The organism is Mycolicibacterium anyangense (genome assembly GCF_010731855.1).
GTDB lineage: Bacteria > Actinomycetota > Actinomycetes > Mycobacteriales > Mycobacteriaceae > Mycobacterium > Mycobacterium anyangense.
The window spans coordinates 5,128,480-5,143,716 of the sequence record NZ_AP022620.1; the positions used below are offsets into that span (position 1 = coordinate 5,128,480).

Genomic DNA, 15,237 nt, shown 5'->3' on the forward strand with positions numbered 1-15,237 from the left:
GGTGAGCGACGAGCGCGACAGTGCTGACGCCGCAGGCGCCGACGGACTGGGTGGCGAGGTCGTAGTTCGCCCCCAGCGTCCCACCGGCAAGCGGACCCGGCAGCGCGCCGGTGCCACCGCGTTGGCCGAGCCGGAAGAAGCCGAATCGACCGCCGAGGAACTCGGTGTCGAGGACACGAAGGCCAAGAAGGCCAAGAAGTCGAAGAAGGCCAAGACCGGACCGTCGCGCAACCCGTTCCTCTTCGTGTGGAACTACCTCAAGCAGGTGGTTGCCGAGCTGCGCAAGGTCATCTGGCCGAACCGCAAGCAGATGGTCAGCTACACCACCGTGGTGCTGCTGTTCCTGGCGTTCATGGTGGCCTTGATCGGCGGCGTGGACCTGGGTCTGGCCAAGCTGGTGCTGCTGGTATTCGGCTGACCTGGATGTTGTGAGAGAGGACTGACTACCGTGACAACCCCCGAAGGCGATACGCCCACGGGTGACGCCCTCGTTGATGTGATCGACGAGGAGACGGCACCTGAGTTGGAGGCGACGCCTGAGCTGGAGGCCGAGCCTGACGTTGAGGCGACGCCAGCCGCCGGTGAGACGGTCGAGGCCGAAGAGGAGCTCGACCCGGCCGCCGCGCTCAAGGCCGAGCTGCGCAGCAAGCCGGGCGACTGGTACGTCATCCACTCGTACGCCGGTTACGAGAACAAGGTGAAGGCCAACCTCGAGACCCGCGTGCAGAACCTCGACGTCGGCGACTACATCTTCCAGGTGGAAGTGCCCACCGAAGAGGTCACCGAGATCAAGAACGGCCAGCGCAAGCAGGTCAACCGCAAGGTGCTGCCGGGCTACATCCTGGTTCGCATGGAGTTGACCGACGATTCCTGGGCCGCGGTGCGCAACACCCCGGGTGTCACCGGCTTCGTCGGCGCCACTTCGCGTCCGACGGCGCTGTCGCTCAACGACGTGGTGAAGTTCCTGCTGCCCCAGGGCGCGGCCAAGAAGCCGGGCAAGGCGGCCTCGACCGCGGCGGCGGCCTCCTCGGAAGCCACGCTGGAACGTCCGGAGATCCTGGTCGACTTCGAGGTCGGCGAGTCGGTCACCGTCATGGACGGCCCGTTCGCCACACTGCCGGCCTCGATCAGCGAGGTCAACGCCGAGCAGCAGAAGCTCAAGGTGCTGGTGTCCATCTTCGGCCGCGAGACGCCCGTCGAACTGACCTTCAACCAGGTCGCCAAGATCTAGTAATCGGGCGGTTGCGCCCACCAAGAAAAAGCACAGTAAGGAAATCGAACACCCATGGCCCCCAAGAAGAAGGTCGCCGGGCTGATCAAGCTGCAGATCCAGGCCGGGCAGGCCAACCCCGCCCCGCCGGTCGGCCCTGCGCTCGGCCAGCACGGCGTCAACATCATGGAGTTCTGCAAGGCGTACAACGCTGCGACGGAGAACCAGCGCGGGAACATCATCCCCGTTGAGATCACCGTCTACGAGGATCGCAGCTTCACCTTCGAACTGAAGACCCCGCCCGCCGCTCGGCTGCTGCTGAAGGCCGCCGGTGTGCCGAAGGGTTCGGCCGAGCCGCACAAGACCAAGGTCGCCAAGGTGACCTGGGACCAGGTGCGCGAGATCGCCGAGACCAAGAAGGCCGACCTCAACGCCAACGACATCGACGCTGCCGCCAAGATCATCGCCGGCACCGCCCGCTCGATGGGCATCACGGTCGAATAAGACTTCGGCGCGCGAAGCGCCGAACGTGGGAGGGCCCGCTTCGGCCCGGCGATGAGCGCTCGCGCGAAGAGCAATCATCGAAGACCACAACTCTCAACTAGGAGAAGAACAATGAGCAAGACAAGCAAGGCATACAAGGAAGCCGCCGAGAAGGTCGACAAGACCCGGCTCTACAGCCCGCTCGAGGCGACCAAGCTCGCCAAGGAGACCTCGTCGAAGAAGCAGGATGCGACCGTCGAGGTGGCGATCCGCCTGGGCGTCGACCCCCGCAAGGCCGACCAGATGGTGCGCGGCACCGTCAACCTGCCGCACGGCACCGGTAAGACCGCTCGGGTCGCCGTGTTCGCGGTGGGCGAGAAGGCTGAAGCCGCACTGGCCGCCGGCGCCGACGTGGTCGGCAGCGACGACCTGATCGAGAAGATCCAGGGCGGTTTCCTGGACTTCGACGCCGCGATCGCCACGCCTGACCAGATGGCCAAGGTGGGTCGCATCGCCCGCGTGCTGGGCCCGCGCGGTCTGATGCCGAACCCCAAGACCGGCACCGTCACCCCGGATGTGGCCAAGGCTGTGCAGGACATCAAGGGCGGCAAGATCAACTTCCGCGTCGACAAGCAGGCCAACCTGCACTTCATCATCGGCAAGGCCTCGTTCGACGAGAAGAAGCTGGTGGAGAACTACGGTGCCGCGCTCGACGAGGTGCTGCGTGCCAAGCCGTCCTCCTCGAAGGGGCGCTACCTGAAGAAGGTCACCGTGTCGACGACCACGGGCCCGGGTATCCCGGTGGATCCCGCCGTTACGCGTAACTTCACCGAAGAGGGCTAGAGCTCTTCGATCGAGTGGCCATCTACTGCGGTAGGTGGCCATTCGTCGTTTGGGGAGGAGGTCGACGCTATGCACATTCTGTTCGTCTGCACGGGGAACATCTGCCGGTCACCGATCGGGGAGCGGCTCGCGGTGTTGTTCGCACAGCAGATGGGGGTGCCGAACGTGACGGCATCGAGTGCGGGGACGCGGGCGCTGGTCGGTCATCCGATTCATCCAGAATCGGTGCGGGTGATCGAAAGCCGTGGGGGAGATGCCTCGAATTTCAGTGCCCGGCGGTTGTCGAAACGCATCGCCTCCGGTGCCGACCTGATCCTGACGATGTCGCGTGCGCACAGCAATGCGGTACTCGAAGCTGCTCCGGCTCAGCTGCGCCGGACCTTTACTCTCCCACAGGCGGCCAGGCTGGTCACTGACCATGCGCCCGAGAGCATCACCGATCTGGCGGCCTTGCGGCCGCAGGTCGCCGCGGACACGTGGTGGGACGTGACCGATCCCATCGGCCGAAGTTCCGACGTCTTCGACACCGTCGGTGCGAGGATCGCCGACCTGCTGCCGCCGATTCTGGAGTTGTGCCGACGGGCAGGGTGAGGGCTTAGTAGGCGCCGACCGGGCTGACGATGGCCTTGACCGTCTTCACCGCGATCAACAGGTCGGAGATCATGGACCAGTTTTCGACGTAGAAGAGGTCCAGCCGGACGGAGTCTTCCCAGTTGAGGTCGGAGCGTCCGCTGACCTGCCACAGACCGGTGATGCCGGGACGGACCAGAAGGCGGCGCCGGGTGCAATCGTCGTAGGTTGCGACCTCGCGAGCCAGCGGCGGCCGCGGGCCGACGACGCTCATATCCCGTTTGAGCACGTTGATGAACTGAGGGAGCTCGTCGAGGCTGTACTTGCGCAGGATGCGACCGACCGGTGTGACCCGCGGGTCGCTGTGCATCTTGAACAGGACCCCGCCGGGGCTGTCATTGAGCGCGACGAGCCCACCGAGCATCTTGTCGGCGCCGTCGACCATGGTGCGGAACTTGATCATGCGGAACGGGCGGCCGTCGGCTCCGATGCGCTCCTGCCGGTAGAAGACCGGACCGGGGCTGGTCAGCTTGATCGCGAGAGCGATGAGGACCAAGATCGGCAGCCCGCAGATCAGGACGAGGCTGGAGAACATCACGTCGAAGAGCCGCTTCTCGAACTGCTTGGCGCCGTGGTAGGTGGGCTTTTCGACGTGGATGAGGGACATGCCGGCGATCGGGCGCATCTGCAGTCGTGGCCCGGCGACGTCGATGACGCCGGGGGCGACGAACATGTCGATGTTGAGGCCGTCCAATTCCCAGGACAGTTCGCGTAACGCGCGGCCGTCGAGATACTCGGATGCGGTGACGGCGACGGCGAAGCTGTTGGATTCGACCGCGGCCGCGACGATGTCTGACTCATCACCGAAGGTCGGGATGGTGCCGACTCCTGCGATGTCGAGCTGAGTCCGCATAGGGCGGCCGGGAATGCACGCTCCGACGACCTCGTATTCGGATCCACTGCCTGTGGTGAGGGACCTGGCGAGATCGCGGACGGCCGACTGGCTTCCGACGACCAGAATCCGGGTGACGCAACGGCCGGACTTCTTCCGTGCTTCGAGCACGACGTGCCGGGCCAGCCAGCGGAACAGGAGCAGCAGCACGATGCCGCTCGGCAGGGCGATCAGGAGGTAACCGCGGGCAATTTCCAGCTTGAAAGCCATCGAGATGATGGCGATGCTGCCGAAGGTCGCCGCAGTGCTGACGCACACCCGGCGGTACTCCTCGACCCCGGAGCCGACGATGCCGGGCGCCCGAGATCGATTGATCGACAGGACCAGCATCCAGCCGATGACGATGAGCAGCGACACCACCAGGTAGTTCGAGAAATAGATGGCCCAGTTGGCCGAGCGCCCGCGGGGACGTGCGATCGTGAGTGGTCCACCGAAGCGCAGCCACTGCGCAAGGGCCACCGCCAGGACGACGGCCACGAAATCAACCGCGACCAAGGCCTTGGCGTACGTCTCCTGCCAACCCGCCGTTCGCGGTGGCGCCACCACGCTGGTAGTTGGCTGCCTAAAAGGCTCGCCGATGGCCGTCATGTCTTCCCCCGAGACCCGCTCTGTTCCCCCAATGGAGCTGGGATGATGATAGTCGCTCTCGTGTCTGCGTTCACAGCGAAAAGCGATCCTGGGCAAAATCCTTCACCAGCGGACTGCGAATGACGGCCGCCCGATGACGACGATGAAGAAGCGTCTCCTAATCTGAGCGCCGCGCTCTCTATTGTGGCTAACCCAGAAGACTGCTCTGCCCACGCCTTACCGGCCAGCCTGCAGAATCTTGGGAATCTTCGCTAAGAACCCACGACTCGGCGGCGCCGCGGGAACGCGGCGGATGACTCAGGGATTTTGATCCAAGCCGACGAACGGGGTTGCGCCACCCCTAAACTCGCCTCATGTGAAATCTCTCGTCAAGATGAACGAGATGAAGAGCCGCGGCGGCATAGGCCGGCTGCCTAGGCCAACGGGAGTACTCGGGGGAGGAGCGCGTCCCGCATGCTGCACAGCAGATACAGGGTCCATCGACCCGCGGTGAGACGACTAGCAGGCCAATTGTTCGCCGCTCTAGTCGGGGCATGTGTGGTCTATTGCATCGCTATCTCGCCGTTTCGCCCGTGGCTGAACCTAGCGAGCCGGGTGCCTGATGATGCCGCCTATTACTTTCAAATCGCCCACAATTACGTCGCCGGCCAGGGCGTGACATTTGACGGACGTAACCCGACAAACGGATTCCAGCCGTTCTGGCAGGTGCTGATTGCGTTGATGCAAGAAACTCTGCCGTTCCGCGACCAAGCAGAACAGTTCGCGAGGGCCGTCCTCGTCTTCCAGGGAATCCTCCTCCTGGCCGCCTTGATGATGTTCAACCGCACGCTGCTATTCCTCGACAATCAACTGCTGCGCCGATTGGGCACACTGCTCTTCTTGACGACTGTCTTCCTCATGGTTCGAGACGGTATGGAGTCAGCTTTGCTGGTCTTCCTTGCGGCGATGGTGGTCCACTTCCAGGCCCGCAATGGTGGCGTGGACGGATGGAGTACGCGAGCCTGCCTTACCTTTGGTCTTCTGCTTGGAGGCGTACTGCTCGCGCGGTTGGACAGCATTTTTTGGATTGTCGGGCTGTTCGGGGTGTTCGTTCTGATGACAGGGGAGACGGAGGACGCCCGAATACGCATTCGCCTTGCCAAGGCCGTATGGATCGGGTTGGCATGTGCCGCTGTCGTAATTCCTTACCTGACAGTAAATTACATCGTTTACGGACACTTCATGCCGATCAGTGGGGCGCTCAAGACAAGCTTCCCTCGACCGGGATTCCACTTATCAGAATTTAGCCTGACGCCAGACACACGGGCGTTGTTGCTGCTATCAGTAATTCTTAGTGCTGCCTGCTTGCTCTGGGAGCTTGGGCATTGGCCAGGAGGTGAAAATGGGCCGCTGCGTTTACCAGCGTGCGCTATGTCCCTGGGAGTCCTGCTGCACGTGGGATATGCGTTGCTGTTCATGAAGTGGGCGGTGTTTTCATGGCACTTCGTCCTGGAGCGATTCGCGGTATGCCTTCTCCTGCCCTACCTTTGCGCCAAGATCGCTCCATTCTTCGCTCCAGTTCTGCAGCGTTTGGCGATTGGGGCAATGATCACCATTCTGGCGATTGCCGCGCCTCTCGTTGTCCTGCAACAGGATTGGCGTCCAGACCTATCGCGCTCCTGGAAGGTGACGTCGTATCAGGCATCACAATGGGTCAAGGCGAACCTACCCGTCAACGCCGTCATCGCCATGAAGGATGCCGGCAACATGGGGTTTTATAGCGACCGACCCGTAGTGAATCTCGACGGACTGGTGAACAGCTTCGCATATCAGGAGTTCCTCAAGCGTGGCCAATTTCGCGCATTCCTGCGCAATAGCGGTGTCGGGTATCTCGTCCAGCATGCTTTCGTGGACGATCCAGACGTAACCACAGGCAACTACGTGACCTACACGTTCAGGTCATACAGCCATCTGTACGACCGTCCCGGCGGCGAACTCCAACTCAGACGGTCCGAAGAAGTCTATCGGTCACGCCCTTACTACGAAGGATCAACGGAGACAGTGCTGGTGATTTGGAAGATCCCGTCACAAGATCTTGGCGACTGAGTGATGGGTAGACGAGGTTTGGCTTGCTTAGCTTTGCACCACTGCCACGGGATAGTGTCGCAGCATCGTCGATTGCCGCGGTCGTTGCGCTACGGTCATCCTGATCCCTTGGTCCAATCGCAGGAAGATCGGGATGGCGAGGGGCTGGCACAGGTACCGACACCGACTGCACGCCAACCGGAATATGGCGCGATCAGTCGTCCGCCGGCTTTTGTACGCAATATCCATATCCGAGTGAGAGTGTCGAACCAATGAATACGGTCAGAAGGGGTCCTGCACCTCAATTGCTGAAATCCTGGCTGAAATCGCTATTCAGATCCTTTGGCATTGGCATCACACGGTACTCGACATTGGAGAGGCTCAGATCAGGGGAGCTCGCTCAGATAGGCGCGTCAAATGACCTTGCTTTCCTGCGCACAATTTCGGAACCGGAATTGCTGCAAAAGGCACTAGATCATCTCGTTCATTCAAAAGCACAGTTGAGGCAGGATCTTTTTGTCTTGTCAAAATTAGGTTTCAAGTCGAGCGGATTCTTCGTTGAATTTGGTGCCACGAACGGTGTCAACCTGTCCAATACGCACCTGCTCGAGAAGGAGTTTGGATGGTCTGGGATACTTGCGGAACCTGCGAGGTGTTGGCACGCGGATTTGACGCGTAACCGGAGTGCCATCATCGACACACGCTGTGTTTGGACGACCTCCGGTTCGTCACTTGTGTTCAATGAAGTTAGTTCTGCCGAATATTCGACGGTGAGTAGTTATAGTGGAACAGATTCTCATGTTGAGATACGGCGGACAGGTTCGGAATACTCAGTCAATACAATTTCGCTGCTGGATCTCCTCGAGGAGCACAACGCCCCTGAGGTTATCGATTATCTTTCGATCGATACCGAGGGAAGTGAATTTGATATCCTTAAGGGATTCGATTTCTCGAGATACAAATTTCGCGTCATAACTTGTGAGCACAACTACACCCCCATGCGGCATAAAATTTTCGAACTGCTGACAGCTAATGGATATTCGAGAGTGTCCCAGGAAGTATCGGCATTCGATGATTGGTACGTGTTGAACGGACTGTGAAGCTGGCGAGAGCCCAAGGAGGGCGTCCCCGGCAGCGACTGAACGCGTATTGCAAAGCTAGGCGTTCGATCAGCTGTATATGCCGGTATTGAGAGTGGAAAGGAGCACGGCAGATGGATGTTCGATCGCGGATATGGCACACCCTGCACCGCCTCGGGTACGACATTAAGCGGCCGCCGTCTAGGCAAACGGTTAGATTGCTCAAGCACTTCGGTGTTGATTGCGTAATCGATGTCGGCGCTAACGACGGAGGTTTTGCAAGCGAGATTCGCGCATATGGTTATGGTGGGCGCATCGTTTCGTTCGAGCCGCTGAACGAGCCGTTCAATTCGCTTCGAGAGAAAGCATCTGCCGACGGGCATTGGGAAGCCATGCAGTACGCGGTCGGGGATGAAAAGCGCGAGATAACGATCAATGTGGCCGGCAATAACGGGGCATCCAGCTCTGTGTTGCCTATGCTGGATAGCTGCTTGGAGGCCGCTCCGCATGTCCGCTATGTGGGCGTCGAGAAGGTGAACCAAGATAGGCTGGATCGACTGCTGCGGCCCGAGACGATGCCGAACAGAAGCTTCTTAAAAGTTGATGTCCAAGGCTACGAGCATGCAGTGCTTGATGGCGCCACTGACCTGTTTGCAGGTGGCGTGATTGTGGGAATGCAACTCGAGTTGTCCCTGGTACCTCTTTACGCCGGGGCGATGACATACCGGGAAGGGTTTGACCGCGCAGAGAGTCTAGGGATGACCCTGGTGAGAGTTGATCCCATATTCGACGATCCGAAGTCGGGTCAGACGTTGCAAGTCGACGCCGTGTTTTTTGCGATGTAGATCGTGCGCGAAAGTGGCCCGGCGTATGTAGCCCTCAATCTCGTACGTTCGCAGAAGACTGTCAGATTCGGCGTAGTTGCTTTCGTGCGGCGCTCGCCAAGTGTTCGGCAGATGCGTGAGCTGCTGAAGCTACTCGGTCAACGTATCGGTTGCTCCCGATAGCTGCTCCGTTTTTTACGCGCATCAAATGCCAGAGAGTCCTTGTATGCCAAATTGATTCTGTGCTGTGGACTCCTCCAGCCATAAAATCTGCGAGGAACTCTATCCATACTGCCGGAGCATGTGTGCGACATATTCGTACGAAGAACTCTTGATCTGCCGCCGTTCCGAACGATTCGTCAAACCCCCCGGTCTCCAGAAACAGGCGCCGGCTTACGTAACTTGCCGGATGTGGGATGTACTGTCGGCCGAATTCAAATTTTCGGCGATCGAAGGGGGCTTGCACTGTCCCGGAGAACGGCATCCGATTCGCGTCGGTGAAGCGCATAGCTCCGTAACCCCATTGCCAGTCTTCGGATTCGGACCATCTGTTTGCCACAAAATCAAGTACAGATGGGTGTGTAAAGCCATCGCTCGAGTTTATGAAAACTAGAAGGTCTCCTTGTGCCTTCCTCGCTCCTTTGTTCATTGCATCGAAGATCCCGCGGTCTTTCTCAGATACATAGGAAAATCGGGAAAGTCGCTGCTCCGCATCCGCGCAGAAATCCACGGTTCCGTCGCTGGAAAGGCCGTCGATGACGATGTGTTCGTAGTTGGAATATGTCTGATTTTCGACTGTATTCACAGTGTAAACGAGGCCATCCAGGTCATTCAGCGTGATCGTGATGACGCTAATGAGGGGAAGTGTTCTCATCTACAGGATCCTTCGTTCGGATTTCGGCGGGACGTTTAAGTTCTTGAAGTATGTGCAATGCTGCAGCAATTGCGATGGCTAAATGGGGAACGACCATCGGACTGAAGAGGACGTCCCAGATGGTCGACAACATAAGGAGAATTACGGCAGCGCGTAAACCGACTGATTTTAGCGTCGCGCTTGCCACCATCGCTGCATGTGACGTATATGCGAGCGTAAGAACGGCGAAGAGAACACCTGCTGCACCATATACACCCCAGAATGTCCAAAACGTTGAGTGAAAATTGATCAAGCCCTGCTGGAATGATGCCGCTACGGTGCTGATGTCCTGCTGTGCTCGCGTGCTGAACGGCATGCTGCGGACTGCAAGCCAATAGTCATCTGAGGACGGCGTAACGCCGATTCCCATACCAAGGGGATTCTGTCGCCACAGTGCAATTGCGGCGCCCCACTCCGGGCGCCCGCCTAGGATCAGATTTCCGCCGGAACCCTCAAGTTGCTCGCGCGTGCGTTGCTCGAGGTAAGCACCGAGCATGCCCGCGGTAGCCGCCTGCGTGATGAGCCACGCAACGATCGTGCTTGCAAAGACCGTAATGAGCCCGAATGAGGCAATCCGCGATGCTGACGGTCGTTTTCGCTGGCTTCCTGCCAGGACGGCTAACATAGCGGCGATCGCAAGAAAGGCTATCCAGGCTCGGAAGTCGCTCGCAATTGACACTGCGGCGAGTAGCGGCGTGATCACAAGTACTAGCAAGGGGCGACTGCGCGCGAGGAAGAGAATCACCAGCATCGAAACCGGTAGCGCTAGGCCGTACTTCCACGCGTTATCTTGCAGTCTCTCGTAGAACACGGGCGCCGCTATGAGGAGGCCCGCAAAGAACAACACCAGGGAACGTTGAAGCCCGAGTTTCGTTATGCACCAATAGGCTCCGATCACGCTCGCAGTCAACCCGACCGGCAATGCGGCCTCGAATAGAAAGAACTTTGCACTGAACGTGCGTCCTTGGTCTTGAAGCAGCGAACCCTGAGCTACAAGCCACCCGGAAGGCACTAGCGCAACGAGGGCCACGATGAGCCATCGACCGCGGGTGTTGCGCCAGAGTGGGGGGAAAGTGACCGGAGCGAGCAGCAGTGCTATTGCACCGCCCAAGCTCATGCTGGTGGAGACGCCGGATGGCACCGCGAAAAGCATCGCCAAGGCGCTCGCGACTAGCTTGTCGATCGCGATACGCCCCGGTTGTGTTGGTACGGTGCTGGTTGAGGCGGAGCGCTGCAGACTAGGCATGACTTGCACGACTTCGTTCCGGGCGACGCAAGGAAACGTTTGCAGCGACCATTATGGGGATTGCTTCGCCGATAGCAATTGCGGTGAAGATGCCTACTAATGGAGCGGTAGCCCCGTATCTGCCGGAACCCGCTAATCCGACGACTATAACGATGACGGATGCGACCCATGCGGCTCCGGCTTGCAACCATAAACCGCGCGGGAAAGTCAATATCATTCCCGCCGGTAGCATCATCGCAAGAACAGTAAGTGTCGCACCGAGAATTGCGCACTGTGAGTAGGTGACCACGACCTTACCGGCGGTCGCGATGTCCACGGCAAATGGCCCGAGGACGGTTAGTCCGATGCCCGCAAACAGCCCGATTGCGGCACTTGCCAATGTGGCTAGCTGAAATTCATTGCGGACTGGGCGGCCCATGGAACGTGCCGCAGCGAACCGAGGCCAGAGCGCTAGGCCCGCAGTGACGACTACTGACATTAGTGGCTGGAAGAATGTCCACAGAGCCGAATACACGGCAACCTGCTGGAGCGTCGACACATGGGACAGCACCAAGCGACCGCTCTGATAAACCACGGCGCCCCCTGCCGTCATTGCGATCATCGGCGTTGCCGTCCGGATCACTTCACCCAACACCCCACGTTGTGCACCTCGATGGTAACCGGCCGGCGCGCCTGGCATGGAGATGGCGGCAAACAGGAATCCAATCCAGTTGGTCAAGAAGACACCGAGCGACGAAACAGCGACGACACCCGCGGTTTGCGCGCCGAAACCCAAAGCCGCCCCGATGACGCCGAGCGAAAAGACGGGCGTCAGTCCCTGAATGATGACTCCGTGTACGTATCGACCGACGCCGAGGAGGATTTTTGTGCCTAGGCCGCCGGGCACCGAGAACCCGAAGATAGCCATCGCAATGCTGATCGGAGCGTTGAGGCTCGGGTCGGAAAGCCCGAGGAGACGGGGCCAGAGGCCAGAAGCGCCGAGAAAGACAGAGGTAGCCGCGATGAGGAAGGCGACGACGAACGAGATCGCTAGGCTCCGCCGAAGTATCGAGTGGAAACGACCTGGGTCTGTCTCCGCGACAGATGCGGCATTCGTGATAGCGGCGCCCAGTCCGAGGTCTGCGACGGGGAACAGGAGTGGAAGCCCCGCCACAAGCGAGTAGACAGCGAATGTCTGCGGCCCCAGCGCGGCGTTGATCAGCCGCGTCGTGAAGATCGTTGCGACTGCCGCGACGGGGAGGACTATCAAACGCGCGGACATGCCCGAGAGAAGTTCGCGGACCACCCCGCGTTGCTGTCCAGTCATCGTGGGGCGCGTGGGGACACTCGCCTCAGCACCCCGAGGACGGTGGAGCAGATATTCGCGGGATGCCGCATATCTCCAACAATGCCTTCAGCATGCTGTCGAGTGGGGCCCGCGTACGTTCATTCGGGATAGCGTACGCGCGACATTCTCCGCGGGCGTGTATGGAGCCGCTAACATCTGCTTTCAGCGTTAACACCGTACGGGGGGATTAGTAGCGATGAAGATTGAGCCGTGAGCGACCGAATCGGGATGCGCGTAGGCGTCTACGGGCTGGGCTACGTTGGCTGCGTCTCGGCGGTATGCCTGGCGTCGCAGGGGTGCCAGGTCATCGGTGTCGACGTGAACGCCGACAAGGTCGAGATGCTCGGCAGCGGGAAGGCGCCGATCGTCGAAGAGCGGATCGGCGACCTGACTTCTGAGGTCGTTGCCGCAGGAATGCTGAGGGTCACGACCGAGGCGCGAGATGCCGTAACTGAGTCTGATGTTTCTCTGGTGTGTGTTGGTACGCCTTCAACGCACACAGGGGAGCTGACTACGACGTTCCTCGAGCAGGTCACTTCGCAGATCGGGTTGGCTCTCGCGACCACGGACCGCTGGCACGTCGTTGTCTATCGCAGCACCATGATTCCGGGAACTTGCGAGAATCTGCTGATCCCCATGCTTGAAAGGTTGTCGGGGAAGCGCGTGGGCGTTGATTTCGGCGTCTGCGTCAATCCTGAGTTTCTGCGCGAAGGCACAAGTGTCGCGGATTTTTTCGATCCGCCCAAAACGGTTGTCGGGGCTAGTGATTCACGTGCGGCTGAGGCCGTCATGGCGCTGTATGCGAACCTGCCGGGGCCGCGCTATACAGTGGCGATCAGTGTCGCTGAGATGACAAAGTACGTTGACAACAGCTTTCACGCGTTCAAGGTGGCGTTTGCTAACGAGATTGGCGCCATCTGTGCGTCGCTCGGTCTTGATTCATTCGATGTAATGGACATCTTCCTGGCTGACACCAAGCTGAACTTGGGACCTGCCTATCTGCGGCCTGGGTTTGCTTTCGGGGGCTCTTGCTTGCCGAAGGATGTCAGGGCGCTTAACCACATAGCCCGACGCAACATCGTAGACACGCCCTTGATTGGAAATCTGTTGCGCTCCAACGAGAGTCACTTGCAAAGAGCTCTCGATTTGGTCATTGCCGATGGGCGGCGCAAAGTCGGGATCTTCGGTCTGTCATTCAAGTCTGGGACGGATGATCTCCGGGAGAGTCCTTTGGTTGAATTGGCGGAGCGCCTGATCGGCAAAGGATTCGAGGTGAAGGTCTTCGACGCGAACGTCACGCTGTCTCGGCTAGTTGGCGCGAACCGCGCCTATATCAGTGAACGGCTTCCACATATCGGCCAGTTGCTCGTTGACGACCTCGACGCAGTTCTTCGGCACGGCGAGATCTTGATCGTCGGCTCGCGCACACCTGAGGTCTGTGACGCGGTCACGCGGCGCGCGGCAGACCAGCTGGTTATCGACCTAGTGCGTCTACCTGACGCAAAACAGTTGAATGGCAGCGGTAGCTATCGGGGCATCGCCTGGTAGCGGGCGTTCCAGCCGAATGTCACGGCGGACCCCTTGAAGCCCGAGCTATCGTTGCAGCGGTTTTTGCGGGCCCACAGTGTGATGCCAAAGCGGGAACTACAATCGGTGGAAGAGCGGGGGAGGCTCATGGACGTAGCGCACTCTGGCCGGAGAAGGCACATTCTCATTCTGGTCGAAAACCTTTCGGTGCCTTTCGATCGCCGGGTGTGGCAGGAGAGCTGCGCACTGGTTGACGCTGGCTTCGAGGTGACTGTGATCTGTCCGGCTGGGGTGAATCGTGACCATCTCAGCGAGGAGGTACTCAACGGCATCCGCATCCTGCGCTACCCGCTGCGCCCAGCGGCGGGAGGACCAACCGGATATCTCCGGGAATACGCTCTCGCGCTCTGGCACACGTTGAAGCTTGCAGTGAAGGTCCGTCGGAAGGGCGCGATCGATGCTGTACACGCGTGCAATCCACCGGACCTACTCTTTCTCGTCGCACTGGCTCTTCGACCCTTCGGCACACGTTTCGTTTTCGACCACCATGACCTCGTGCCCGAGCTGTTCCAGTCGCGCTTCTCGCGTCCCTCGGCAATTCTGTATTGGGCGACCCGATTCGTTGAACGTCTGACTTTTGCAGCTGCGGATGGCGTGATCTCCACAAACGAGAGTTATCGGCAGGTGGCCATTGGCCGAGGCAAGGTGCCGCCAGAAAGAGTCACGGTCGTACGCAGCGCGCCGGATCTCAGTCGTTTTGTCCCGCGACCCCCAGATGACAGCCTGCGCAACAGCAAGCGCTACCTCCTTGCCTATCTTGGCGTCATGGGGCCCCAAGATGGCGTTGACTATGCGTTGCGGGCACTAAAGATACTGCGCGACGACATCGGTCGCGATGACTTCCATTGCATCTTCATGGGAGCTGGGGACAGCTACGCCGATATGGTTGCGCTGGCCAAGAGCCTGGACATCGATGACATCGCGGAATTCCCGGGTCGGGTTCCTGACGAGTACGTCCAGCGTTGCCTCTCGACGGCTGACGTTTGTCTGTCCCCGGACCCGCTAAACCCGCTCAATAACGTTTCGACTATGAATAAGGTTCTTGAGTACATGGCGATGTCGCGCCCGATTGTGTCCTTCGAACTCATCGAGGCCCGTCATTCGGCTGGCGACGCTGCAATCTATGTGTCAGCAAATGACGAAGTCGCGTTCGCGCGGGCGATCAGCGATCTCCTCGATGACCCCACGCGCCGAGCTGAAATGGGTCAGTTTGGGAGAAGCCGGCTCGAAAGACAGCTGTCTTGGGAGTTCTCCAGCCGACAGCTGGTCGCGTTCTACCAACGATTGCTCGGCGAACCGAACACCGCGGGCTACGCGCCCGGCCAACGAGTCCCCTGATGGTTCCTGAAGTCTCGTCTTCGATCGCCGGATGGGGCCGTTAAGCGATGAGGAAGTCTGCGGCCGTAAAGACGCACTTTGGTCTCACCGGCGCCCCTGGGTACTTCGCATGAGTCGTCTCAGCTGGTACGCACATCGGCTTCGAACCATGGGTGCACGCGAAGTCCTCTGGCGAGTAACCAGACAGCTACACCGCCTAAGAACTGGTGGCGG

Annotated in this window: 14 protein-coding genes; 10 read left to right on the forward strand and 4 right to left on the reverse strand. The window is 59.7% G+C overall.

Going from position 1 to position 15,237, the window contains the following annotated elements; translation table 11 throughout:
* Position 1: 1 nt before the first annotated feature.
* From secE to G6N35_RS24240, 5 genes are all read left to right on the forward strand, one after another.
* On the forward strand, positions 2-418 hold the full coding sequence (gene secE / locus G6N35_RS24220; RefSeq protein ID WP_163806834.1) for a preprotein translocase subunit SecE: 417 nt from the start codon (positions 2-4) through the stop codon (positions 416-418).
* A gap of 30 nt (positions 419-448) precedes the next feature.
* Positions 449-1,231, forward strand: a complete 783-nt coding sequence (gene nusG / locus G6N35_RS24225; protein ID WP_163806836.1) for a transcription termination/antitermination protein NusG — start codon at positions 449-451, stop codon at positions 1,229-1,231.
* Between the two features lie 54 nt (positions 1,232-1,285).
* Positions 1,286-1,714 (forward strand): 50S ribosomal protein L11, encoded by a 429-nt coding sequence (gene rplK / locus G6N35_RS24230; RefSeq protein WP_163806838.1) that lies wholly within the window; start codon positions 1,286-1,288, stop codon positions 1,712-1,714.
* A 111-nt stretch (positions 1,715-1,825) separates the two neighbouring features.
* On the forward strand, positions 1,826-2,536 hold the full coding sequence (gene rplA, locus G6N35_RS24235; protein ID WP_163806840.1) for a 50S ribosomal protein L1: 711 nt from the start codon (positions 1,826-1,828) through the stop codon (positions 2,534-2,536).
* 69 nt (positions 2,537-2,605) lie between these two features.
* A complete protein-coding gene (locus G6N35_RS24240; protein ID WP_163806842.1) occupies positions 2,606-3,127 on the forward strand; it encodes an arsenate reductase/protein-tyrosine-phosphatase family protein in 522 nt (173 codons plus the stop codon).
* 4 nt (positions 3,128-3,131) lie between these two features.
* Here G6N35_RS24240 and G6N35_RS24245 read toward each other — a convergent pair whose 3' ends face one another.
* Entirely contained in the window at positions 3,132-4,646 is a 1,515-nt protein-coding gene (locus G6N35_RS24245; protein WP_163806844.1) for a sugar transferase, read from the reverse strand.
* 594 nt (positions 4,647-5,240) lie between these two features.
* Between G6N35_RS24245 and G6N35_RS24250 the strand changes: the two genes are divergently transcribed.
* The 3 genes from G6N35_RS24250 to G6N35_RS24260 all read left to right on the forward strand — a co-directional run bounded on the left by G6N35_RS24250 (position 5,241) and on the right by G6N35_RS24260 (position 8,634).
* Positions 5,241-6,731, forward strand: coding sequence for a DUF8728 domain-containing protein (locus G6N35_RS24250; RefSeq protein ID WP_163806846.1), 1,491 nt, complete (start codon positions 5,241-5,243; stop codon positions 6,729-6,731).
* 251 nt (positions 6,732-6,982) lie between these two features.
* Positions 6,983-7,810 (forward strand): FkbM family methyltransferase, encoded by an 828-nt coding sequence (locus G6N35_RS24255; RefSeq protein WP_197748441.1) that lies wholly within the window; start codon positions 6,983-6,985, stop codon positions 7,808-7,810.
* 113 nt (positions 7,811-7,923) lie between these two features.
* Positions 7,924-8,634, forward strand: a complete 711-nt coding sequence (locus G6N35_RS24260) for an FkbM family methyltransferase (protein ID WP_163806849.1) — start codon at positions 7,924-7,926, stop codon at positions 8,632-8,634.
* 61 nt (positions 8,635-8,695) lie between these two features.
* Here the strand turns inward: G6N35_RS24260 and G6N35_RS24265 are convergent, their stop codons facing one another.
* From G6N35_RS24265 to G6N35_RS24275, 3 genes are read right to left on the reverse strand one after another with little or no spacing between them, the layout of a single operon-like run.
* A complete protein-coding gene (locus G6N35_RS24265) occupies positions 8,696-9,487 on the reverse strand; it encodes a glycosyltransferase family 2 protein (RefSeq protein WP_163806851.1) in 792 nt (263 codons plus the stop codon).
* Positions 9,465-10,772 carry a hypothetical protein gene (locus G6N35_RS24270; RefSeq protein WP_220098526.1) on the reverse strand — a complete coding sequence of 436 codons (1,308 nt, stop codon included), beginning with the start codon at positions 10,770-10,772 and terminating at the stop codon, positions 9,465-9,467. Before G6N35_RS24270 ends, G6N35_RS24265 begins: the two co-directional genes overlap by 23 nt.
* Positions 10,765-12,057: a lipopolysaccharide biosynthesis protein gene (locus G6N35_RS24275; RefSeq protein WP_163806855.1), complete on the reverse strand. Its 1,293-nt coding sequence runs from the start codon at positions 12,055-12,057 to the stop codon at positions 10,765-10,767. The genes G6N35_RS24270 and G6N35_RS24275 overlap by 8 nt, the downstream gene beginning before the upstream one ends.
* 252 nt (positions 12,058-12,309) lie before the next feature.
* Here G6N35_RS24275 and G6N35_RS24280 point away from each other — a divergent pair, with 252 nt between their 5' ends.
* Positions 12,310-13,647 (forward strand): nucleotide sugar dehydrogenase, encoded by a 1,338-nt coding sequence (locus G6N35_RS24280; RefSeq protein WP_246224497.1) that lies wholly within the window; start codon positions 12,310-12,312, stop codon positions 13,645-13,647.
* Positions 13,648-13,773: 126 nt separating this feature from the next.
* A complete protein-coding gene (locus G6N35_RS24285; RefSeq protein ID WP_163806858.1) occupies positions 13,774-15,024 on the forward strand; it encodes a glycosyltransferase family 4 protein in 1,251 nt (416 codons plus the stop codon).
* The last annotated feature ends 213 nt before the right edge of the window (positions 15,025-15,237 follow it).